The 21762-nt window shown below is 73.5% G+C and carries 18 protein-coding genes, 1 pseudogene and 1 riboswitch; of the genes and pseudogenes, 5 read left to right on the top strand and 14 right to left on the bottom strand.

What is annotated here, in order from left to right:
* Nucleotides 1-5: 5 nt before the first annotated feature.
* The 4 genes from B5D80_RS26380 to B5D80_RS26365 form a co-directional block, all read right to left on the bottom strand.
* A complete protein-coding gene (locus tag B5D80_RS26380) occupies nucleotides 6-920 on the bottom strand; it encodes an ABC transporter permease (RefSeq protein WP_088646649.1) in 915 nt (304 codons plus the stop codon).
* Nucleotides 917-2569 carry an ABC transporter substrate-binding protein gene (locus B5D80_RS26375; RefSeq protein ID WP_144081764.1) on the bottom strand — a complete coding sequence of 551 codons (1653 nt, stop codon included), beginning with the start codon at nucleotides 2567-2569 and terminating at the stop codon, nucleotides 917-919. Before B5D80_RS26375 ends, B5D80_RS26380 begins: the two co-directional genes overlap by 4 nt.
* Nucleotides 2570-2713: 144 nt before the next feature.
* Nucleotides 2714-3583, bottom strand: a complete 870-nt coding sequence (locus tag B5D80_RS26370; protein ID WP_088646647.1) for a metallophosphoesterase family protein — start codon at nucleotides 3581-3583, stop codon at nucleotides 2714-2716.
* Nucleotides 3584-3641: 58 nt separating this feature from the next.
* Nucleotides 3642-4448 (bottom strand): SDR family NAD(P)-dependent oxidoreductase, encoded by an 807-nt coding sequence (locus B5D80_RS26365; protein WP_088646646.1) that lies wholly within the window; start codon nucleotides 4446-4448, stop codon nucleotides 3642-3644.
* A gap of 138 nt (nucleotides 4449-4586) precedes the next feature.
* Nucleotides 4587-4676, top strand: a riboswitch (ZMP/ZTP riboswitch).
* Nucleotides 4677-4694: 18 nt separating this feature from the next.
* Here B5D80_RS26365 and B5D80_RS26360 point away from each other — a divergent pair.
* Complete coding sequence (locus tag B5D80_RS26360) at nucleotides 4695-6131, top strand: glycine hydroxymethyltransferase (RefSeq protein WP_088646645.1); 1437 nt, start codon at nucleotides 4695-4697, stop codon at nucleotides 6129-6131.
* 68 nt (nucleotides 6132-6199) lie between these two features.
* Here B5D80_RS26360 and B5D80_RS26355 read toward each other — a convergent pair whose 3' ends face one another.
* The 6 genes from B5D80_RS26355 to B5D80_RS26330 form a co-directional block, all read right to left on the bottom strand.
* A complete protein-coding gene (locus B5D80_RS26355) occupies nucleotides 6200-6451 on the bottom strand; it encodes a hypothetical protein (protein WP_088646644.1) in 252 nt (83 codons plus the stop codon).
* A 116-nt stretch (nucleotides 6452-6567) separates the two neighbouring features.
* On the bottom strand, nucleotides 6568-7887 hold the full coding sequence (locus B5D80_RS26350; RefSeq protein WP_245854992.1) for an aminotransferase-like domain-containing protein: 1320 nt from the start codon (nucleotides 7885-7887) through the stop codon (nucleotides 6568-6570).
* Nucleotides 7888-7891: 4 nt separating this feature from the next.
* Nucleotides 7892-8992, bottom strand: coding sequence for an alpha-hydroxy acid oxidase (locus B5D80_RS26345; RefSeq protein ID WP_088646643.1), 1101 nt, complete (start codon nucleotides 8990-8992; stop codon nucleotides 7892-7894).
* A complete protein-coding gene (locus B5D80_RS26340; RefSeq protein WP_088646642.1) occupies nucleotides 8989-9972 on the bottom strand; it encodes an alpha/beta hydrolase in 984 nt (327 codons plus the stop codon). Before B5D80_RS26340 ends, B5D80_RS26345 begins: the two co-directional genes overlap by 4 nt.
* An 11-nt stretch (nucleotides 9973-9983) precedes the next feature.
* Entirely contained in the window at nucleotides 9984-11204 is a 1221-nt protein-coding gene (locus tag B5D80_RS26335; protein ID WP_211291658.1) for a cytochrome P450, read from the bottom strand.
* A 61-nt stretch (nucleotides 11205-11265) separates the two neighbouring features.
* Nucleotides 11266-12552, bottom strand: a complete 1287-nt coding sequence (locus B5D80_RS26330; RefSeq protein ID WP_211291657.1) for an SGNH/GDSL hydrolase family protein — start codon at nucleotides 12550-12552, stop codon at nucleotides 11266-11268.
* Nucleotides 12553-12909: 357 nt separating this feature from the next.
* Between B5D80_RS26330 and B5D80_RS26325 the strand changes: the two genes are divergently transcribed.
* Together B5D80_RS26325 and B5D80_RS26320 are read left to right on the top strand one after the other, a co-directional pair.
* On the top strand, nucleotides 12910-14463 hold the full coding sequence (locus B5D80_RS26325; protein ID WP_088646639.1) for a class I adenylate-forming enzyme family protein: 1554 nt from the start codon (nucleotides 12910-12912) through the stop codon (nucleotides 14461-14463).
* 101 nt (nucleotides 14464-14564) lie between these two features.
* Nucleotides 14565-15773 (top strand): MFS transporter, encoded by a 1209-nt coding sequence (locus B5D80_RS26320; protein WP_088646665.1) that lies wholly within the window; start codon nucleotides 14565-14567, stop codon nucleotides 15771-15773.
* A 39-nt stretch (nucleotides 15774-15812) separates the two neighbouring features.
* Here B5D80_RS26320 and B5D80_RS26315 read toward each other — a convergent pair whose 3' ends face one another.
* Nucleotides 15813-16337, bottom strand: a complete 525-nt coding sequence (locus B5D80_RS26315) for a hypothetical protein (RefSeq protein WP_088646638.1) — start codon at nucleotides 16335-16337, stop codon at nucleotides 15813-15815.
* A gap of 535 nt (nucleotides 16338-16872) precedes the next feature.
* On the opposite strand from B5D80_RS26315, the gene B5D80_RS26310 reads away from it, so the two are divergent.
* Together B5D80_RS26310 and B5D80_RS26305 are read left to right on the top strand one after the other, a co-directional pair.
* Nucleotides 16873-18021, top strand: coding sequence for an AfsR/SARP family transcriptional regulator (locus tag B5D80_RS26310; protein WP_245854991.1), 1149 nt, complete (start codon nucleotides 16873-16875; stop codon nucleotides 18019-18021).
* Between the two features lie 195 nt (nucleotides 18022-18216).
* Nucleotides 18217-18900: an SGNH/GDSL hydrolase family protein gene (locus tag B5D80_RS26305; RefSeq protein ID WP_088646637.1), complete on the top strand. Its 684-nt coding sequence runs from the start codon at nucleotides 18217-18219 to the stop codon at nucleotides 18898-18900.
* A 234-nt stretch (nucleotides 18901-19134) separates the two neighbouring features.
* On the opposite strand, the gene B5D80_RS26300 is transcribed toward B5D80_RS26305, so the two are convergent.
* From B5D80_RS26300 to B5D80_RS26290, 3 genes and pseudogenes are all read right to left on the bottom strand, one after another.
* Nucleotides 19135-20493, bottom strand: coding sequence for a hypothetical protein (locus B5D80_RS26300; protein WP_088646636.1), 1359 nt, complete (start codon nucleotides 20491-20493; stop codon nucleotides 19135-19137).
* Complete coding sequence (locus B5D80_RS26295; protein WP_088646635.1) at nucleotides 20490-21464, bottom strand: alpha-ketoacid dehydrogenase subunit beta; 975 nt, start codon at nucleotides 21462-21464, stop codon at nucleotides 20490-20492. Before B5D80_RS26295 ends, B5D80_RS26300 begins: the two co-directional genes overlap by 4 nt.
* 1 nt (nucleotide 21465) lies before the next feature.
* Nucleotides 21466-21762: pseudogene (locus B5D80_RS26290) on the bottom strand (thiamine pyrophosphate-dependent dehydrogenase E1 component subunit alpha); the annotation flags it as partial.

The following is a 21762-nucleotide window of genomic DNA, read 5'->3' as shown; positions in this document are numbered from 1 at the left end:
GGGGATCAGTCCTTCAACCGCGGGTCGAGCAGCGGATAGAGCAGGTCGACGATCAGGTTGATCGCCACGTAGCCGGTGGCCGTCACCGCCACCACCCCGAGCACCACCGGGATGTCCTTGCCCGTGACGGCGGTGAGCAGCAGGCTGCCGATGCCGGGGCGGGAGAACACCTGCTCCACCACCACCGCGCCGCCGATCATCGAGCCCAGCAGCAGGCCGAAGATCGTCAGGGCCGGGGGCAGTGCGTGCCGTAGCGCGTGTCGCACCAGCACCCCGCGTTCCCGTTGGCCGCGTGCCCGCGCGGTGGTCGCGAACGGCTGCTCCAGGGCCCGTTCCAGACCGTCGCGCAGGAGCTGCGTCAGGATCCCGGCCATGGGCACGGCCAGGGCGACCGCCGGCAGCACCAGCCCGGCGGGACCGTCGGCGAACGCGGGAAACCAGTGCAGGCCGAACGAGAACACGGTCAGCAGGAGGATCGCCAACCAGAACTGCGGCACCGCCACACCCGCCACCTCCAGCAACGCGAACGGCGCGCGGAGCCATGCCGGCCGGCGGGCCGTCGCCACGGCCACCACCAGGGTCGTCGTCACCGCCAGCAGCGTGGCCAGGCCCATCAGCTGCAGGGTCGGCGGCAACTGCTCGGCGATCGCCGCCCGGACCGGGGTCTGCAGCTGGTACGACGTGCCCAGGTCACCGTGGAGCAGCCGGCCGAGGTAGCTCAGGTACTGCTGCCACAGTGGCCGCCCGAGGCCGTAGTCCTGCACGATCTGCGCGCGTACCGCCGGGGTGACCTGGGTGTTGTTGCCGACGATCGCATCCACCACGCTGCCCCGGGTCAGGTGCAGGGCCAGGAAGGTCAACGTCAGCGCGCCCCAGAGGACCAGCAGCGCGTGACCACACCGCGACCAGACCAGCCTCATCGGGACCGGGTGGCGGCGTAGAAGCTGGGGGACGCCTCGCCGTCGAACACGACGCCGTCGACGGACCGGGTCGTGGCGATCAACGAACCGGCCGCGTAGACGGGAATGACGGCGGCGTCGTCGACCACCTGCTTCTGGGCCTGCGCGTAGAGGGCGGCGCGGCGCGGCTCCTCGGTGGTGAGCTGCGCGTCGGCCAACAGCCGGTCGAGGGTCGCGTTGCGGTACTTGGCGATGTTGGAGCCCATCCGGCCGGGCACCGCGACGCCGTCGCTGCCGAACAGCTTGCGCAGCACGTCCGCGTCCGGCCCGGAGAACCCGGTGGCCATCAACTCGTAGGTGCCCCGCTGGGCGTTGTTGATCACCTGACTGATGGGCAGGTTGACGATCTGCACGTCGAAGCCGAGCTTGCGGGCCTCGGCCTGCACCTGTTCGCTGAGGGTGACGTTCTCCGCGGTCTCGGCGGCCTTGACCGAGGCGAACCGGACGGTCAGCCGCTTGCCGTCCCGGGTGCGGTAACCCTCGGCGTCCCGACCGCGCCAGCCGGCCTCGTCCAGCAGTTGCCCGGCCCGCGCGGGATCGTAGGGCACCGCCGTGGTCGTGGCCGGCGCGACGAACCGGGTGGCGGGCGACAGCGGGCCGGCCGCGGTGCGGTAGGCCCCGAAGAACAGCCGCTGCACCAGGTTGTCCCAGTCGATGCCGCCCCGGAAGGCCTGCCGGACCCGGACGTCGGAGAAGACCCGCGAGGCGGTGTTGGGGAACAGGCTGTAGTTCTCCCCCGGTGCCTCGGCGCGCAGCACCCGCATGGTGCCCTCCAGCCGCTTGACGTCCAGCGCCGGAACCCGGGCGACGGCGTCGACCTGACCGCTGGTGAGCGCGCCGATCCGCGCCGAGTCCTGGGTGATCAGCTTGATGTGCAGGCTGTCCAGCCGGGCCGGGCCCTGGTGCGGGGCGCCCGGTGGCGCCCAGTCGTACGCGTCGTTACGGACGTAGTCCACGCCCCGCCCCTTGCGCCACCCGCCCTGCATGACGAACGGCCCGGACCCGACGACGGTCGTGCACAGCTCCGTGCCGCCGGTGGCCAGCCACTTCGGCGACTGCATACCGAACGCGACGGTGGAGAGCTGCACCAGCAGGGACGCGAACGGTTGCTTCAACCGGACGGTCACGGTGTGCGCGTCGACGACCTGCGAGTCCCGGTAGTAGGGCGCGATGACGCCGGCAGCGCCCAACGACTTCGTCCGGGGATCGACGATGTGGTCGAGGTTCGCGCGCACCGCGGCCGCGTCGAACGGGGTGCCGTCGCTGAAGGTCACCCCGGTGCGTAGCACGAACGTCCAGCTCCGCTGGTCGGCGGAGACCGACCAGGAACTGGCCAGCCACGGCCGCAGCTCACCCGACGCGGTGTCGTGCCACACCAGCGAGTCGACGACCGGCCGGGCGACCGAACTGGTCACCGACTGCCCGGTCGCGTGCGGGTCGACACACTGCGGTTCCTGGTTGATCGCGTAGGTGAGACCGCCGCCGGTCACCGGGGCGTCCCCTCCGCAGCCCGCCACGGCGGCCACCAGGGCGGCGGCCATCGTCGCGGTGGCCAGTCGTCTCGTCGTTCCCGTCCCGCCCACGCCGGTCCGCCCTTCGCGCCAGTGCACGGCGCGGCCACCACGCCGGAGGTCTGGAGTGGTCCGGACGCTACCGGCGGGAACGGTCCGGCGAACCCCTATCCGCACCCCTAACAGCGGCTCGGGCCCTCCCGTCGGACGGCACCCGATCGGGGGCTGACCAGCCCGGCGACCTCACCACAGCGGCGCCGGCGCACCGGTGGGCGCGGGCAGGATCTGCCGTACCCGCCCGGGGGGCACGCTGCGTTGCCGCCACTCCCGGGGGTAGCCCACCGAGACCTCCTCGAACCGCACCCCGTCCTTCCAGGTGGTCCGGGGGATGTGCAGGTGCCCGTAGACCACGGTGGTGGCGGCGAACCGGCGGTGCCAGTCGGCCGTCGCCTCCGTCCCGCACCACTGGGCGAAGATCGGGTAGCGCAGCACCTCGGTCGGGTGGCGGTCCAGCGGCCAGTGGTTGACCAGCACGGTGGGCAGCTGCGGGTCGCGGGCGTCCAGCCGGCGGGCGGTCTGCTCCAGCCGGGCCGCACACCACTCCTGCCGGCTCGGGTACGGGTCGGGGTGCAGCATGAACTCGTCGGTGCAGACGATCCCGGTCCGGTACGCCTCGGCCAGCGCCGCCTCCCGGGTGTCGAACCCCGGCGGTCGCCAGCTGTAGTCGTAGAGCAGGAACAGGGGGGCCACCAGCGCCGGGCCGCCCGGCCCCCGCCACACCCGGTAGTCGTCCTCGGGGGTGACCACGCCCAGTTCGCGGCACCGCCGCACCAGCAGCTCGTAGCGGTCCACCCCGCGCAGGGTCACCGGGTCGGCCGGCGGGGTCCACAGCTCGTGGTTGCCCGGTGCCCAGATGACGGTGTCGAAGCGTTCGGCGAGCGTGCCGAGCGCCCACTCGATGTCGGCGACGGTGTCCGCCACGTCACCGGCGACGATCAGCCAGTCCCGTGGCGAGGCGGGCCGTAACGCCTCGACCAGGGCACGATTCTCCTTGTACCCGACGTGCAGGTCGCTGATCGCGACCAGACTGCCCTCGGTGTCCTCCCCCAGCATCCGCCGATCGTACGCAGAAGCTCACCCGGCGCGGTGCGCGCGGGGAGCACCGCCGCCGTCAGTCGGCGGAGCCGGGTTCGGCCATCCGACGGTGCTGCTCGGCCTTGAGCCGGTCGGGCGTGAGCCGGGCCGCCGCCGCCTGGACCTTGTTCTTCAGCGAGCCGGCGACCACCTTCTCCTCGCCCTTCATCATCGCCGCGAAGCCCTGCGCGGCCACCGTCGCCGGGTCGTCCTTGTCGTCCGCGCCGACCTTCGTGTCGCCCATGTCGGCACGATCGAAGAACTTCGTCCCGGTCGGGCCGGGCATCAGGGCGGTCACCGTCACCCCGGTCTCCTTCAACTCGTTGCGCAGCGCCTCGGCGAAGGACTGCACGAAGGACTTGGAGGCGTTGTAGACCGCCTGGTAGGGGCCGGGCATGGTGGCCGCGATCGACGAGGTGAACAGCACCCGGCCGGCACCCCGGTCGACCATCCCGGGCAGCATCCGCTTGGCCAGGTGCACCGTCGAGGTCACGTTCACGTCGATGATGTTCAGCTCGTCGCGCAGGTCGGTGTCGCCGACGAAGGCCCCACCCGCGCCACGGCCGGCGTTGACCGCCAACGCGTCGACCGGCCGGCCGGTCGCGTCCACCGCCTCGACCAGCGCCGTCACCCCGTCGAAGGTCGCCAGGTCGACCTGGACGGGCCGGATCTCGGCTTGACCGTCGCGGCGCAGGTGGTCGGCCGCCTCGGTGATGCCGGCGTCCTCGGCGGCGATCACCACGTCGTACCCGTGTCGGACGAACTCGCCGGCCAGCTCGTACCCGATGCCGCTGGAGGCCCCGGTCACGACGGCCAGCGGTCGTCCGGTGGTGGGTGCGCTCATGCCCGCTCCTGTCCTCGGTGGGTTCCGCCGCCCGGATGTCCCCTGCGTCTGCATTGCCCCGGATCGGGCCGGTCAACCCTCCGGCCGGCAGCCCGCCGGAGGTGCTCCGGAGGGCCCGCCGGCCACCCGGTAGGATCGTCGGCGGGCCGTGACTGGCGCGTGGGGATGGAGCACCATCGGGAAGCGGCCCCGTCATGAGGACGCACGCCGAGCGCCTGGGCCTTCCGCACGTCACCTGGAGGTCGCATGTCGCGCAACGCCGAGTCCACCGCCTTCCGCAGCGCGCTCGAGGTGATCCGGGCGGTCGAGCCCCGGGTGGCCGACGCCATCGGCGCGGAACTGGCCGACCAGCGTGAGTCGCTGAAGCTGATCGCCAGCGAGAACTACGCCTCCCCGGCGACCCTGCTGACCATGGGCAACTGGTTCAGCGACAAGTACGCCGAGGGCACCGTCGGCCGCCGCTTCTACGCCGGCTGCCAGAACGTCGACACGGTCGAGGCGCTCGCCGCCGAGCACGCCAAGGAACTGTTCGGGGCCAGCCACGCGTACGTGCAGCCGCACTCGGGCATCGACGCGAACCTGGTCGCCTTCTGGGCGATCCTGGCCGACCGGGTCGAGTCCCCCGCCCTGAAGAAGGCCCAGGTACGCCAGGTCAACGACCTGACCGAGGCGGACTGGTTCGCGCTGCGCCGCGAGCTGGGCGACCAGCGGATGCTGGGCATGTCGCTGGACGCCGGCGGGCACCTCACCCACGGTTTCCGGCCGAACATCTCCGGCAAGATGTTCGACCAGCGCAGCTACGGCACCGACCCGGCCACCGGCCTGATCGACTACGACCGGGTCGCCGAGGCGGCCCGGGAGTTCAGGCCGCTGATCCTGGTCGCCGGCTACTCGGCGTACCCGCGGAAGGTGAACTTCCGGATCATGCGGGAGATCGCCGACTCGGTCGGCGCGACCTTCATGGTCGACATGGCGCACTTCGCCGGCCTGGTCGCCGGGAAGGTCTTCACCGGCGACTTCGACCCGGTGCCGCACGCGCACATCGTCACCACCACCACCCACAAGTCGCTGCGCGGCCCGCGCGGCGGCATGGTGCTCTGCGGCCCGGAGCTGGCCGACCAGGTCGACCGGGGCTGCCCGATGGTGCTCGGCGGTCCGCTGCCGCACGTGATGGCGGCCAAGGCGGTCGCGCTGGCCGAGGCGCGGCGGCCCGACTTCGCCGACTACGCACAGCGGATCGTCGACAACGCCCAGGCCCTCGCCGAGGGGCTGCTGCGCCGGGGCACCACCCTGGTCACCGGCGGCACCGACAACCACCTGGTGCTGCTCGACGTCTCCGGCTACGGCCTGACCGGCCGGCAGGCCGAGCAGGCGCTGCTCGACTCGGGCATCGTCACCAACCGCAACGCCGTCCCGCAGGACCGCAACGGCGCCTGGTACACCTCGGGCATCCGGATCGGCACCCCCGCGCTGACCACCCGGGGCCTCGGCACCGCCGAGATGGACGCCACCGCCGAGCTGATCCACACCGTGCTCAGCCAGACCACGCCGGGGGCCAACGCCGACGGCACCCCGTCGAAGGCCAAGTACGTGCTCGACCCGGCGGTCGCCGACTCGGTCGGCAAGCAGGCCACCGATCTGCTCGCCGGCTTCCCCCTCTACCCCACCGTCGACCTGGGCTGACCCGGCCCGACCCACGTGCGGTCAGGAGGTTCCGGTGGCGGAACCTCCTGACCGACGGGGAGCCGGGATCAGGTGAGGGGGCGCTTGAGGTGGTAGCGGTGGACCTCGGTGCTGCCCTGGATGTTGTTGACGTCCTCGGCGGCGGAGACCAGCTCCCAGCCCTCCCGGCCGACCCGGTTGAGGTGGGCGATAGCGGTGTCGCCGTACGCCGTGACGTCGGTGCGTGAGCCGTCCGGGCCGTACCAGACGAACGAGACGTGGAACTGGCGTCCCTGTCCCTGGTAACGGCGGACCAACAGGGCGTACTCCCAAGCGACCATGCGTCCATTATGGCCACCGCCCCGGCCGCCGCGCAGCACGGGGGGTGGCGGTTCGGCGACACCGGGTGGGGGCCGGTTCCGCCGGGCCGCAGCCGGCGCCGGCCGGGACGCGGCGGTCAGCCGGCCGGGATCGCGGCGCGGGTCAACTCGTCGGTGATCAGCGCGGCCAGCCGGTCCAGGCCGAGGTCGATCTGCGCCGGGGTGACGGCGCTGACCGACAGCCGCAACGCGTCGACCGGGCGGCCGTCGTCGTAGAAGTGCGCCATCGGGGTCCAGAGCACCCCGTACCGCTCGGCGGAGCGGCGCAGCAACGCGTCGTCCACCGGGAAGGGGACGGTGACCACGACGAAGAAGCCCCCGGCCGGGGTGTTCCAGCGCACCGGCGAGCCGGCCGGGAAACGCCGCCGCAGGCCGGCGAGGAGCTGGTCCCGGTTACGGGTGTACGCCGCCCGCTCCCGCCGGTTCGCGGCGACCAGCGAACAGCCGTGTTCCAGCAGCGCCCCGCCGATCACGGCCTGGGCCAGCGGCGACGTGTTCACCGACACCATGCTCTTGATCTTGGCTAGCTGGTCGGCGAACAACCCCACCGCCCCGTCGACCCCACCGACCCGCTGGTCGGCCACCAGGTAGCCGATCCGCGCCCCGGGCAGCACCGTCTTGGCGAACGAGCCGAGATAGACCACCCGCCGCCGGGTGTCCAACGCCTTGAGCGTCGGCACCCGGTCGGCGTCCCCCGCCGGGAACAGCCCGTACGGGTTGTCCTCGATGAGCAGCAGGTCCTCCTCGACGGCCAGGTCGAGCAGCCGTTGCCGGTCGGCCAACCCGATGCTGGTGCCGGAGGGGTTGGCGAAGTCGGGCATCACGTAGCAGGCCCGGGGCCGCAGGCCCGCCGCCCGGGCCCGGTGCACCTGCGCCCGCAGGTCGGCCAGGTCCACCCCGGCCGGGCCGCCGGCCACCGGCCGCACCGGCAGTTCCACCAGCCGGGCCGCCCCGGTCAACCCCACGTACGTCGGGGCGACGGCGAGCAGCACGTCGGTCGGGCCGGCCCGCAACGCCCGCAGCACCAGCAGCATCGCCTCCTGGCAGCCGACGGTCACCACCACCGCCTCGTCGTCGACGTGGACGTCCTCGTCGACGGCGAGGTTGCGGGCGATCAGGTGGTGGATGATCCCCTTGGTCCGGCCGTACTGGAACAGGGTGCGGCGAACCTGCTCGGGCGTCTGCCCGAGGTCGTCGGCGAGGTGCCGGCGGAACCGGTCCAGCCAGCGCCCCGGCGCGTCGTCGTCGAAGAACTCCTCGTACGGCCGCCCGGCCGCCAGCGACACCGCGTCAGGCCAGTGCTGGGACACCTCGTTGAGGAAGTTCATCGAGTTCAGCGCCGGGTCGTCGACCGCCGGGTGCAGGGTCGCCAGGTCCAGGTCCACCAGATGCTCCAACGGGTCAGCCTCCGGTCAGGGTACGCAGCCGCCGGGCCTGCGCCGGGTCGGCACAGCCGGTCAGGGTCAACGCGTCGCGCAACTCCACGGCGAGCAGGTCGAGGGCGGCCTGCGCGCCGGCCCGCCCGCCGGCCGCCAGCGCCCACAGCATCGGGCGGCCCAGCAGCACCCCGGTCGCACCGAGGGCGAGCGCGCGCAGCACGTCCGTGCCGGACCGTACCCCGCTGTCCAGCAGCACCTCGATCCGCTCGCCGACGGCCGCGACCACCTCGGGCAGCATGGTGGCGGTGGCCGGCGCCCCGTCGAGCTGCCGGCCGCCGTGGTTGGAGACCACCACGGCGTCCACCCCGACGTCGGCGGCGCGGACCGCGTCACGCGGGTCGAGCACCCCCTTGACCAGCAGCGGCAACCGGGTGCGTTCCCGCAGCCAGGCCAGATCCGCCCAGGTCAGGGCGGGAGCGAAGGCGGCCTCGGTGTGCGCGGCGATGGCCGACACGCCGGGGGTGCCGGCGTGGGCCAGGTCGTCCCGGCCGGCGGGCAGGTTGGCGGCGGTCACCTCCGGCGGCAACGCGAAGCCGTTGCGCACGTCGCGCAGCCGCCGTCCGAGCACCGGCACGTCGACGGTCACCATCAACGCCGCACAGCCGGCGGCGTGCGCCCGGTCGAGCAGGTCGGCGACCAGCCCCCGGTCACGCAGCCAGTAGAGCTGGAACCAGACCGGCCCGGTGGTGGCGGCGGTGACCTCCTCGACCGGGGTGCTGCTCAACGTGCTCAGCACGTAGGGCACCCCGGCCGCGTCGGCCGCCGCCGCCAGCGCCGGCTCGCCGTCCGGGTGCAGCAACCGCTGGTACGCCATCGGCGCGACCGCCACCGGCATCGCCTGCTGTCGGCCGAGCAGTGGCGCGTCGGTGCGGGGACGTTCCACCCCGGTCAGCACCCGGGGCAGCACGGCGACCCGGTCCAGGGCGGCCCGGTTGGCGGCCAGCGTGGTCTCCACCCCGCTGCCCCCGCCGACGAAGTCCCAGACCCCGGCCGGGAGCGCCCGCCGGGCCAGCTCGGCGAAGTCGGCCAGGCTGACCGGCCGGTCGACCTCCCCGACGGTCACCGCTCGTCCCCCACGGTGGCGGTGAGCGGGGCGTCGGCCGGCGGGGTGGGCAGCCCGAAGACCTCCCGGAGGAAGGCGGCGGCCTCGTCCTGGGCGCGTCGACCGGCGTCGAAGACCCCGGGCATGGCGAAGAACCCGTGGATCATGCCGGGATAGCAGGTGGCCCGCACCGGCACGCCGGCCTCCCGCAGCCGCTGCGCGTACCGTTGCCCCTCGTCGCGTAGCGGGTCGTGCTCGGCGGTGACCACCAGGGCCGGCGGCAGGCCGGACAGGTCGTCGGCGAGCAGCGGCGAGGCCAGCGGGTCGGCCGCGTCCGCCGGGTCGGCCAGGTAGTGACCCCGGTACCAGTCCACCGAGTGCCTGTTGAACAGCAACGGATCCTGGTCGTCGGCGGGGCGGGGGGCGGCCCGCTGGTCGGTGTTCGGGTAGACCAGCAGCTGCCCGGCCAGCCGGGGGCCGCCCTCGGCGCGGGCCAGCAGGGTCACCGCCGCCGCCAGGTTGCCCCCCGCGCTGTCCCCGCCCACCGCCAGCCGGTCCGGGTCCACGCCCAGTTCGGCGGCGTGCCCGGCCAGCCACCGGGTAGCCGCGTAGCAGTCCAGCACGGCCGCCGGGAACGGGTGCTCGGGAGCGAGCCGGTAGCCGACCGTCACCACCTGGCATCCGGTGGCGTTGGCGAGCCGGCGGCAGATCCCGTCGGCGGTCTCCACGCTGCCCAACGTCCACCCGCCGCCGAAGAAGTAGACCAGGGTGGGCAGCGGCCCGTCCCCGGCCGGCCGGTGCACCCGGACCCGCAGGTCCCCGTCGGGGCCGGGGACGGTGGTGTCACGTACCTCGTGGACCGGCTCGACGTCGCCGCCGCCGGCCCGGATCGCGGCGAGGTCGGCGGCGCGGGCCTCGGCGAGGGTCTGGGTGTACAGCGGTGGGGTGCCGGCGGCGGCCCGCGCGGCCCGGTAGGCCACCACCTGGGGGTCGAGGGACATGGGATCGGCTCCTATCCGCCGGTGGTGACGAAGAGCTTGTCGATGCCGCGCAGGAACAGGCTGCCGCTGTAGTCGGCCGGCTGGCTGACCGCGAGCCGGGGGAACCGTGCGAAGAGCCGGGGCAGGCCGATCCGGCCCTCCAGGCGGGACACGGCCGCGCCGAGGCAGAAGTGCGGTCCGACGCCGAAGGCCAGCGACGGGGGGCCGTCGCGGCGCGGGTCGAACCGGTCCGGCCCGGGGAACCGGCGGGGGTCCCGGTTGGCCCCGGCGATGATCAGCAGGACGTTCTCGTCCCGGGCGACCGGCACGTCACCCAGCACGGTGTCGCGGGGCGCGGCGCGGGCCAGGAAGTGCACCGGGCTCTGCAGCCGCAGCACCTCGTCGACGCAGCCCAGGGCCAGGGTCTCGTCGCCGGGCAGCGCGGCCACCGTGTCCGGGTGCTCCAGCAGCACCGGCAGGCCGTTGCTGAACATGTAGACGGTGGTGACGAAGCTGGCGTTGAACAGCACGATCAGGTTGCTGATCAACTCCTCCTCGGTCAGGTCGACCTCGCCGGAGTCCAACGCCTCGACCAACCCGGAGATCAGGTCCTCACCCGGCTGGCGGCGACGGTGCGCGATCAGGTCCCGGTAGAGCGCCCGCAGCTCCTCGGCGGCCTGGTTGGCCAGCGCCAGCCGCTGCGGGGTCTTGCCGGCCACGTCGAGGAACTCGTCGATCCAGTCGACCCGCTGCCGGTACCAGGCCAGCTCGCTCTCGGGCAGGCCGATGAACTCGGCCATCACCAGCGCCGGCACCGGGTAGGCGAAGTCCGCGACGAAGTCGACCTCGGAGCCGTCGGCCCCGGCGTCGGCCATCCGGTCCAGCAGGGTGTCGACCACCCGGACGATCACCGGTTCCAGCGCGCCGAGCCGGCGCGGGGTGAAGGTGCGGGAGAACACGCCGCGCATCCGGCCGTGGTCGGGCGGGTTGACGAACATCATCGAAGACTGGAAGGTGCGCAGGATCTCCTGCTCCTCCCAACCCGGTGGGGGTTGCTTGTACCACTCCGGGTCGCGCAGCACCTGGTCGACCAGGTCGTAGCCGACGGCCACGGCGGTGACCGTGCTGTGCTCCGGACGGTTCGGGATGACGCTGATCGGCCCGTGTTCGTGCAGGGCCGCGTACCACGGATAGGGGTCCTGCCGGCCGGCCTCGCTGTAGAGACCGGACAGGATCTCGTCGACGTCCACGATGGTGCTTCCTCCCCAGGAAATGACCGGGGGGCGACGGGTCACCCCCGCCGCCCCACCGGTGTCACAGACCGAGCAGTCGAAGGGGTACGGCGTCCGCCAACGCCTGGTTGCCGGCGTCGTTCGGGTGGATGTGGTCACCGGCGTCGTACGCGGGCAGCAGCCGGCTCGGCTGGGCCGGGTCGCGCAGCACCGCGTCGAAGTCGAGCAGCCCGTCGAACTCGGCCGCTCCCGGGCCCCGCAGCCAGGTGTTCACCGCCTGCCGGGTGGTCTCCTTCTCGGGCGTCCACACCCCCGGGTTGCCGTGCCCCTCGTACGGGGTGAGGGTGACCGCGAGGCTGCGCAGGCCGCGCGCCTTGGCCTGCTTGTTGATCTGCCGCAGCGAGGTGATGATCCGGTCGGCGGAATCGTCGGACATCCAGATGTCGTTGATGCCGAGGTGGGTCACCAGGGTCTTCACGCCGGTCTGCGGGAAGACGTCCTCGTTGAGCCGGGCCAGCGCGTTCGGGCCCAGCTCGTAGTAGCCGGGGAAGCCGCCCGCGCCGGGCTCGGTGCCCTCGTGGTTGAGCCGGTTGCCGGCCAGGCTCAGGTTGAGCACCCCGGGGGTGCGCACCTCGGGACGGGCGGCGACCAGCCGCCCGGCGAGCAGTTCCGGCCAGCGCTTGTTGGCGTTGACGGTGCTGCCGTTGCCGTCACCGATCGAGTCGCTGAGCACCACCACCGCGCCGGGGCTCTGCTGGCGCAGCACGTCGATGCCGGACAGGAACATCCAGCAGCAGTCCGGGCGGATGGTGAAGCCGGCGCCGTCGGCGGCGGTGGTCAGGTCGTTCGCCCCGATGAAGGTGGTGACCTTGGACTGGCCGTGGAACGTGACCGGCCCGGTGAGCACCGGGAAGTGCAGGGTGACGACCAGATCCTCCTGCTCGCCGACCGCGTAGGTCAACGGGTCGCTGAGCAGTTCGGCGCCCTTGTTCATGGTCGCCGAGGTGGACCCGCCGAACTTCAGCTCCCGCACGGTGCCGGGCAGGATGTCCGACCGGTCGGTCAGGGTGGCGGTGTTGGGGCGGGCGACGGTGGCGTGCCCCACCTGCACCGCCTGCTCACCGTAGAGGTTGCTCAGCCGGACCCGCAGCCGCTCCCCACCCACGGTGGTGCGCACGGTCATCCGGATGCTCTGGTTGTTCAGGCCGGTGTTCGTCAGCCCGACGGTGTTGCCGCGGGTGACCGCCGCCGCCCACGTACCCGCCCACTGCGGCCGGGCGGCTGCCGCGGCGGTGTCGGAGTCGGACGGACCGGCGCTGGCCACCACCGCCGGGGCGCCCACGACCAGCAACACGGCCGCGGACGCTATGACCTGCCATCTCTTCGGGGTCGACATTGAACCTCCATGTTGGGCCGCCCGAGGTCGGCGCCCATTGACGGCACCGCCCGGACGATGGTCCAGAAACCTAGCCGTGACGTCTGACAGGCGTCAATCAACCCGATAGACATGATCAAATGTCCATGGTGGGCGGCCCCTCGCCGTTCGGCTCTGTCCCCGGGCGAGGCGGCCGGCCTAGGCTCGCTAGCGGCGGCGGTGCGGTCGCCCATGGCGCGCACCCCCGTCGCGGGCCGGGCTGTGACCTGCTCGGACGCCAACCCGGCCGGTCGCCACGGCGGGTCCCACCGGGCCGCCGGCGACCCGCCGCATCGAGCTGGGGGCTGTGCGATGACCGACGGGGCCGACCGATCCACCACCTACGTGCACGACGCGCTGGCGCTGTTCGCCGGGTTCGGCGACCGGGAGGCGCTGGTCGGCGACGGCCGCCGGCTGACCTACCCGCAGGTCGCCGCCGAGGTACACGGGCTGGCGTACGCCCTGACCGGCCACGGGGTACGTCCCGGCGCGGCGGTGCTGGTGATGCTCGGCAACGCGGTGGAGGGCCCGCTGCTGCAGCTCGCCCTGCACCTGCTCGGCTGCCGGAGCATGTGGATCGCCCCGGTCACCTCCCGGCGGGAGATCGACGAGTTCGTCCGGCTGGCCCGCCCCGACGTGTTCGTGCACCACGCGTACGCCCCGGACGGGTTGGGCGGGGAGATCGCCGCCTCGCTGCCCGGCGTGCCGGTGCTGCGGCTGGGCGTCGAGCTGACCGGCGACGCCGCGCCGGTCGAGCTGCCCGCGCGGGTGCCGGTGCCGGAGTCGTTCCTGCAGACCAGCGGCACCACCGGCACCCCGAAGCTGGTGCACCACCGGGAGAGCTTCTACCGGCAGGTGCTGGCCCTGGCGGCGGATTTCCGCGCTGCCGGCCTCCCGCTGCTGCGGCACCTGTCGCACTCCCCGATGTGGCTGGCCAGCGGGCAGATCACCACCCTGTTCAACCTGTTCACCGGCGGGGTGCTCTTCCTGCGTCAGCAGTGGGACCCGGCCGCGTTCGTCGCCACCGTGGACGCCGAGCGGCTCACCTCCACCTTCGTCACCCCGCCGATGCTCTACGAGGTGCTCGACCACCCGGCCCTGCCCGGCGCGGACTTCTCCGCCATGTTCATGTTCAACGTGGGCGCGGGACCGGCCGCGCCCGCCCGGCTGCGCCAGGCCATCGCCCGGTTCGGCCCGTGCCTGCGCATCGTGTACGGCCTCAGCGAGGCGGTGGTGATCTGCGCCCAGCCCGGCCTGACCGAGGACCCGGCGCACCCGGAGCGGCTGGGTTCCTGCGGCCGGCCGTACGGGGACGTGACGGTGGAGATCCGCGACGCCGACGGGCGGGTGCTGCCGGCCGGCACCGACGGTGAGGTGTGGGTGCGGACGAAACTCAGCTTCCACGGCTACCACGGTCAGCCCGAGCTGACCGCCGAGACGCTCGTCAACGGCTGGGTGCGCACCCGCGACATCGGCCACCTCGACGACGACGGGTTCCTCTACCTCGTCGACCGGTTGCAGGACCGCATCCTCACCCGGCAGCGCAGCTGGCCGATCTACTCCCGGCCGATCGAGGACGTCCTCGCCGGGCACCCGCAGGTGCGCGCGGCGGCGGTGATCGGGGTGCCCGACCCGGTCGCCGGGGAGCTGCCGTACGCGTACGTGGTGCCGACGCCGGGGGCGACGGTCACCGGGGCGGAGCTGATCGACCTGGTCACCACCGAGCTGAGCGACACCTGGGCGCCGGGTGCGGTGGAGTTCGTCGACGCGCTGCCGCTGAACCGGTCGGCGAAGGTGGACAAGCGGGCGCTGCGGGAACGGTACGCCGCCAGCGCTGCCGCCGACCCGGTCGGCAGCCCGTCGTGACCGCCGACGCCGACACCGGCCCCCGTACGGCCACCGACGGCGACGCCGACCCGGGTCCGCCGGTCGACGTCGACCCCGGGCGGCGGGCCGCCCGGCGGGAACTGGTCACCCTGGTCGCCGCCGACCTGATCTCCAACCTGGGCAGTCGGATCTCGGTGATCGCGATCCCCTGGCTGGTGCTCACCACCACCGGCAGCCCGGCCAAGATGGGCATCGTCGCGGCCGCCGAGTTCCTGCCGTACATGCTGTCCAGCTCGTTGGCGACGCCGTGGGCGGACCGGTTCGGGGTGCGGCGTACCTCGATCACGGTGGACGCGGCCAGCGCGGCCGTGATCGCGGTGGTGGCGCTGGCCCCGTGGCTCGGCTTCGGGGCGCTCGTCGCCCTGGTCGCGGTGGCCGGCGGGCTGCGCGGCATCGGCGACCGGGTCAAGCACGTCATGTTCCGGCCGGCCGCGCAGCGCGCCGGGGTGGAGCTGATCCGGCTCACCTCCGCCTACGACGGGCTGGCGCGCGGGGTGGCGCTGTTCGGCACGGTCATCGGCGGCCTGCTCATCGACTGGGTCGGGGTGACCCGGGCGATCTGGATCGACGCGGGCACCTTCGCGGTCTGCGCGCTGCTGGTCGGGGTGCTGGTGCGCCCGCCCGAAAGCGACGCGCCCGCCACCCCCCGGGAGGGCTACTTCCAGGCGTTGCGCACCGGTTTCGGCTACCTGCGTACCGACCGGGTGCTGCTGACCATGCTGGTGGTGGTCTCCGCGTTGAACATGTTCGCCGCCGCCAACACCGCCGTGTGGGTGCCGCTGTGGGTCCGCGACGAGTTCGGCGACCCGGCCGGGTTCGGCCTGGTGCTCGGGGTGTTCGGCGGTGGCGCGCTGCTCGGCAACCTGGTCTTCACGATGCTCGGCCCCCGGCTGCCCCGGACCCTGGTCTTCGCGGCCGGGGCGGCGTTGAGCGGCGCGCCCCGGCTGCTGGTGCTGGCGCTGACCGACCACCTGGTGGTGGTGCTGGTGGTGACGTTCCTGTCCGGGGTCGGCATCGCGGCGGTCAACCCGCTGCTCGGCGCGGCACTGTACGAACGGGTGCCGGACGCGTTGCAGACCCGGGTGCTGGGGATCTCCGGCTCGCTGGCGTTCGTCGGGCTGCCGGTGGGGGCGCTGGTCGGCGGCTGGTCGGTGGCGGCCCTCGGGCTGCGACCGGCGCTGCTGGTGATGGCGGTGGTGTGCGCGGTGCTGACCGTGGCGCCGCTGGTCGCCGGGCCGCTGCGGATGGGCCGGCCGGCACCCCCACCGGCGGCCGTCGACCCGGTCTGACGGTCAGGCCGCCAGGGACCGGCCGGGCGCGGCCCACCGTCAGTCCAGGTCGTCGCAGACGTTGTGGGTGGTGCCGTGCAGCATGGTGACGGTCTTGTCGTAGTCGGCGGTGAACCGGACGACGAACTGACCGTCGATCAGCCACAACCCCTTCGGCAACGAGCCGGCGTCGTCCCGGAACCCGAGCAGCACCGGGCCGGTCACGTACCAGGTCATCGTGCCGTCGGCGGCGTAGCTGACCAGGGAGGTGCCGCTGGCGTCCACCCGGGTGACGGCCCCGGTGTCGGTGTTGGTCACCGTCTCGATCAGCGCGCCGGTGTACAGCTCCCGGCGTGGCGAACCGTCCGGGGCGGTCGTCAGCACCAGCTTGCGGACCTCGTCGACCTCGGCCGCCACCCGGATGCCGAACGCGCAGCGGGCCCCGGCCGGCAGGGTGAACTCCTCCTGCGGGGCCGGCACCCAGCCTCCGGTGGGGCGAGCGCCGGCCGCCGCCGGGGCGGTCGGCACGGTCCCCGCCAGCACCACCGCGGTCAGGGCGGCACCGAGTCTCGTCGTCAAGCGCATGGGCACTCCGATCTCCTCGTCGTCGTCCGGTCCAGGGTCACCGGCCGTCCTCACCACCGGCTGACCGCCCGGGCAGGGTCGGCGCAGGAGCACGATCCGCCTCCGGCGGGCCGCTGACCACCGGCTCACCGGACACCGTCCACGGTTGCGCCCGACGACCCGGACGGTCACCGAGCCGCCCCGGTGGGCGGGTGGCGGGCGACCTCGCCGACGCCGACGGCGGGATGCCGGTGACGATCCGTGACCGGTGGCCGTCCCGGTTCCGCCCGGGGAGTCGGTGACCACGGCGGCGGCAACCGATCGGGCCGGCCAGGTGGTCTCAGCGGCATGGAGTTCCGTCTGCTCGGCCCGTTCCAGGCCCGCCAGGAGGGCGTCGTCGTCGATCTCGGGGTCCGCCGCCAGGAACGGTGCCTCCTCGGGCTGCTCCTGCTCGACGTGGGACACCTGGTCGGCACCGACCGGCTCATCGACCTGCTCTGGCCGGACCGACCACCGGCCTCGGCCCCGCAGCGCGGTACACACCTACATCGGACGGTTGCGGGCCGCGCTGGGACCGTACCGGGTGCGGATCGCCACCGGCGGCGACGGCTACCTGGTGCACGACGACGGGCACACCGTGGACGTGGCCGAACTCGCCCGGCTGGTGCACCGGGCAGGTGGCAGCACCGACCCGGCCGAGCGGGTGCGACTGCTCGACCGGGCGCTGGCCCTGCCGCGCGGGCCGCTGCTCGCCGACACCGCCGACGACGAGCTACGCGACCGGCTGGCCGGTCCGATCGAGGACCTGCGGCTGACCGGCGTCGAACTGCGGGCGGCGGCCCGGCTCGCGCTCGGCCAGCACACCCGGGTGGTCATCGAGCTGACCCCGCTGGTGGCCCGGCACCCCGGCCGGGAGGAACTGGTGGCGACGTTGATGACCGCGCTGTACCGCGGTGGCCGGCAGACGGACGCGTTGGTGCTGTACCGGCGGACCCGGCGCACCCTGGTCGAGGAGATCGGGGTCGAACCGGGGGCCCGGCTGCGCGAGGTGCACCGGGGAATCCTCCGGGCCGACCACCGGCTGGACCGGGCGGACCGGCCGGTCTACGAGGTACGGGTGCGCGGCGAGGCCTTGCCGTGGGGCGTCGGCGGGCACCCGGCCCTGGAGTTCTGCAACACGTTCGCCGGTTGGCGACACGAACCGCCGGTGCCGGGGGCCGAGTGGCTGCGCGGCTACCGCACGCTCGCGGTGTGGACCGGGCACGCCGGCCTGGTCGACGACCCGACCGTGGGCCGGTTGATCGAGCTGGGCCGCCGTGATCCGGCCGGCGCAGCGGTGGTCCTGGACGAGGTGCGTACGCTGCGGGCCCGGTTGTACGCCTGCCTCACCGACCCGGCCGACGGACCGGCCTTCGACGCGGTGGCCCGGTACGCCGAACAGGCCGCGCGGACGCTGGTGTTCCGTCGGGAGGCCGACGGGCGGGGACGGTGGTGGCCCGATCCGGCGACCGGGTTGCGACTGCCGGTGCACGCGGCGGCGTGGAGCGCCGCGGAACTGCTCGCCGATCCGCGTCGGCTCACCGTCCGGGTCTGCCCGGACCCCCGCTGCGGATGGCTCTTTCTCGACGACACCGGGATGCGACGCTGGTGCAGCCTGGCCACCTGTGGCCGGACGGCCGCCGAGGCGCCCTGCCGGGGCACCTGAGACGCCCGGGTCGATGCCGGTGACGCCGCACCGCCACTGTGTTGCCGAACACCGGGGTCCCGACCAGCGCGGACCGGCGGGGGCAGGGCCGGCGGAGGCGGTGCCGGCGCTGGTCGGCGCACCTGGACGACCACCAGGCGATCCGAGGGGTCGGTGTGATCGACGGCACCCGCACGGTCGGCTACATTCCCGGCCATGTCATCGACGTTGACCGAGGCCACCGATCCGTACTGCCTGCGTGAGGGGGAGAGTGCCGCGCTGCTGCGTGACCATCCGTGGCACCGGTTCGTGGTGGTCGGCGACAGCGTCGCCGAGGGGATGTGCGAGCCGGTCGAGGGCTACCCGGACGTGCAGTGGGCCGACCGGATCGCCGCCGAACTGTCGGCGGTGCGGCCCGGGTTGGCGTACCTGAACCTGGGTCGGCGCGGGCTGCGGGCGCAACAGGTCCGGGCCGGGCAACTCGACCGGGCGTTGGCCTTCTCCCCCGACCTGGCGCTGGTGGTCTGCGGCGGCAACGACGCCTTCCGGACGGCGTTCGACCCGGACGCGGTGGACACCGAGTTGACCGCGATCGTCGGGGCGCTGCGCGACGCCGGGGCCGACGTGATCACGGTGGGCATGTTCGACGTGTCGCACAGCCCGGCGGTCCCGGCGGCGCTGCGGCCCGGGTTGGGCGCCCGGATGCGGCTGCTGTCCTCGCGTACCGGCCGGCTGGCCGACCGGTTGGGAGCGTTGCACGTGCACCTGACCGACCATCCCGCCGGCACCGACCCGTCGATGTACAGCAGCGACGGCCGGCACGGCAGCGCCCGCAGCGACGCCATCGCCGCCGCGGAGACCATCCGCCGCCTCGGCGTCCACCTCGGCACCCACCCCTGACACCCCCACCCCCTGCGCCCACCCACCCCACCGCCCCTGGCGGGGTCGATCAAGAGGTTCGCGTCACCCGCCGGCCGGGAGACGACGCGAACCTCTTGATCACCGCACCCCGGCCCGGCCAGCCCCCGGTGATCAAGAAGTTGGCGTCACGACTGCGCGATCAGATGACGCAAAGCTCTTGATCACCGGGGCGGGGGTGGGAGGGGCGGCGGGCGGGGGTAAGGAGCGGGTGGGTCAGTCGGTGAGGAGGATGCCGGTGAGCAGGACGCCCCGGGCCAGGTTGAGGACCTCGTCGCAGCCGGGGAAGCCGACCCGGGCCAGGGCGCCCGAGCCGGTGCGGCCGAACAGGTACGGGGCGATGCTGTAGGGCACCTCGGCGGTGACCGTCTCGCCGGTCTCGATCTGGACGAAGTCCATCTCCACCCGGTCGGCGGGCCAGTACCGCTGGAGGATGTCGCCACCCCGGTCGAGGGCGTCGCGCAGGCCCTCGGCCCACTCCGCGTCGCCCATCTCCCGGCCGATGAGCACCCCGTGGCCGGCCGAGCCGTCGGCCGGCTTGACCACCAGGTTCTCCCGGTCGGCCAGGGCCCGGCTCAGTTCGGCGGCGGTGAACGCCACGGTGTGCGGCACGTACCGGCGGATCAGGGCCTGGTCGTCGGCGGAGAGCAGGTCCAGGTCCTCGTAGAGCCAGGCGAAGTTGATTTTGTTGCCGAGCAGCCAGGCGGCGGTGCTGACGAACATCGGCAGGGTGCCGGCGTGCAGCGCCCCGGCCACCGCGTCCAGGCCGGCGCTCGGGGTGACCCGGTTGGGTACGAAGAGGCGGAACAGCGCGTCGACCGGCGCGCCACCGACGACCAGCCGCTTGGCGTCGTCCAGGGTGGCCGTGCCGACCGGGGCGATCACCAGGTCGATGCCGAACCGGCGGGCCTGGTCGACCAGCGGGGAGAGGATCTTGATGAAGTCGTCGGGGGTCTCCAGACCGGGGTAGTCGGCGTCGAAGTCGAGCAGCAGCGCCACCCGGGCCCCGTCGGCCAGGGACAGCCCGTCCCGGATCGCCACGAACCGCTGGTCCAGCAGGGACGGGGCCGGCCGTACCGGCAGCCCGTCGAGGATGCCCTGCTCCCGGTAGAGTGCCGCGTACCGGTGGACCACCGTGTCGGCGTCGAAACCGCCGCCCAGGCTGCTGTCGATGTTGTACTCGACGATCCTCGGCACCCCGCCGGAGATCAGCACGTCGGGCCGGTACGCGGCGAGCAGTTCCTCGGACAGCTCCTCGGACTCGTCGAGCAGCCGCGTCGCCCCCTCGGGCACCCCGAGCAGCTCGCGCAGCTCCCCGGCGGTGCGGGCCCGCCGCCGGCAGGCGTCCAGGATGAGCTGGGCGATCCGGTCGCAGACCTCGTTCAGCTCGCGGAACGCGTCCGCCGGCATGACCGGGGGCCGGGCCAGCCGCCACTGCTTGTTGTACGTCGCACAGCCGTAGAAGATCTCCCGCCAGGCGGCGGCCCCGCCGGCCACCATCGCCGTACGGGCCGTCTCCGGCAGCTCGCGCCACGCCTGACCGGCCTCGGGCCAGGGGTAGTTCGGATCGGTCATGATCTGTCCTTCATGGTCAGTTGGATGGCGGCGGTGAGTTGCTCGCGGCCCGGCTGCACGGCCCGGTCGAGCACCGGCGCGAAGGGCAGCACCGCGCCGTCCGGCCGGGTGACCCGGCGCGGCGGCGCGACCAGCGGCACCCGTTCCAGCACCGAGGTGATGATCTCGGCGGCGATGCCGCAGGACCGGTTGGAGTCGTCGACGACGACCAGCCGGCCGGTGCGGGACACCGAGTCGAGCAGGCCGTCGAGGTCGAACGGGTAGATCGTGCGCGGGTCGAACACCTCCACCGACACCTGGTCGGCGAGGTCGTCGGCGACGGCCAGCGCGTCGTGCACCAGGTGCCCGACGGCGACCACGGTGACGTCGTCGCCGGCCCGACGGACCACCCCGCGCCCCAGCGGCACCGGGGCGAGGGTGGCGAAGTCGACGTCGTCGCGGACCTCCAGCGCGGCGGCCGGGGCGAAGACCACCACCGGGTCGTCGTGCCGGATCGCCGAGGCCAGCAGCCCGTACGCGTCGGCCGGGGTCGCCGGCACCACGGTGACGATCCCGACGTGGGCGAACAGCGAGTACGGGTGGTCGGAGTGCTGCCCCGCCCAGCCGGTGCGGGAACCGGAGCCGGGCACCAGGTAGGTGACCGGCACCGAGCACTGCCCGCCGGTCATCATCGGGAACTTGTGCGCGTGGTTGACGATCTGCTCGAAGACCAGGAACAGCAGGGACGGGATCTGGAACTCCACCACCGGCCGCAGCCCGGCCAGCGCCGCCCCGGTGGCGAAGCTGGTGAACGCCTGCTCCGACAGCGGGGTGTCCAGCACCCGGTCCGGCCCGAACCGCTTGAGCAGGCCCGGGGTGACGTTGGACGCGCCCACCCGGATGTCCTCGCCGAGCAGGAACACCGACTCGTCCCGGGTCATCTCGTCGGTCAGTGCCCGGGTCAGCGCCTTGCGGTACGACAGCCGTGGCATCTCAGGAGCCTCCCCGGGCGGTCAGCCCACTGGCGTACAGGTGGTCCAGCGCACCGGCCGGGTCCGGTTCGGGGCCGGCCAGGGCGAACGCGACGGCCGCGTCGAGGGTCGCCTCCACCTCGGCGTCGATCGCCTCCCGGTCGACCGTCGACAGCCGGGCGCCCTGGATCTCCACCGGGTCCCGGGACCGGCCGTCGGTCACCTCCTGCGCCGGGCGGTACTGCAGGCGTACCGCGTGTTCGAAGGTGTGGTGGGCGTCGAACCGGTAGGTGCGGGCCTCGACCAGCTCCGGCCCGCC

This window comes from Micromonospora wenchangensis (assembly GCF_002210435.1).
Taxonomy (GTDB): Bacteria; Actinomycetota; Actinomycetes; order Mycobacteriales; family Micromonosporaceae; genus Micromonospora; species Micromonospora wenchangensis.
The sequence above is the reverse complement of the archived record's forward strand: the minus strand, read 5'-3'. Positions and strand labels throughout refer to the sequence as shown.

Coding starts and splice junctions, on each gene's coding strand:
- B5D80_RS26340 (WP_088646642.1), bottom strand. CDS start 9,972: ATGTCCCTCGACCCCCAGGTGGTGGCCTACCGGGCCGCGCGGGCCGCC.
- B5D80_RS26360 (WP_088646645.1), top strand. CDS start 4,695: ATGTCGCGCAACGCCGAGTCCACCGCCTTCCGCAGCGCGCTCGAGGTG.
- B5D80_RS26370 (WP_088646647.1), bottom strand. CDS start 3,583: ATGCTGGGGGAGGACACCGAGGGCAGTCTGGTCGCGATCAGCGACCTG.
- B5D80_RS26325 (WP_088646639.1), top strand. CDS start 12,910: ATGACCGACGGGGCCGACCGATCCACCACCTACGTGCACGACGCGCTG.
- B5D80_RS26305 (WP_088646637.1), top strand. CDS start 18,217: ATGTCATCGACGTTGACCGAGGCCACCGATCCGTACTGCCTGCGTGAG.
- B5D80_RS26315 (WP_088646638.1), bottom strand. CDS start 16,337: ATGCGCTTGACGACGAGACTCGGTGCCGCCCTGACCGCGGTGGTGCTG.
- B5D80_RS26295 (WP_088646635.1), bottom strand. CDS start 21,464: ATGCCACGGCTGTCGTACCGCAAGGCGCTGACCCGGGCACTGACCGAC.
- B5D80_RS26380 (WP_088646649.1), bottom strand. CDS start 920: ATGAGGCTGGTCTGGTCGCGGTGTGGTCACGCGCTGCTGGTCCTCTGG.
- B5D80_RS26355 (WP_088646644.1), bottom strand. CDS start 6,451: ATGGTCGCTTGGGAGTACGCCCTGTTGGTCCGCCGTTACCAGGGACAG.
- B5D80_RS26365 (WP_088646646.1), bottom strand. CDS start 4,448: ATGAGCGCACCCACCACCGGACGACCGCTGGCCGTCGTGACCGGGGCC.
- B5D80_RS26300 (WP_088646636.1), bottom strand. CDS start 20,493: ATGACCGATCCGAACTACCCCTGGCCCGAGGCCGGTCAGGCGTGGCGC.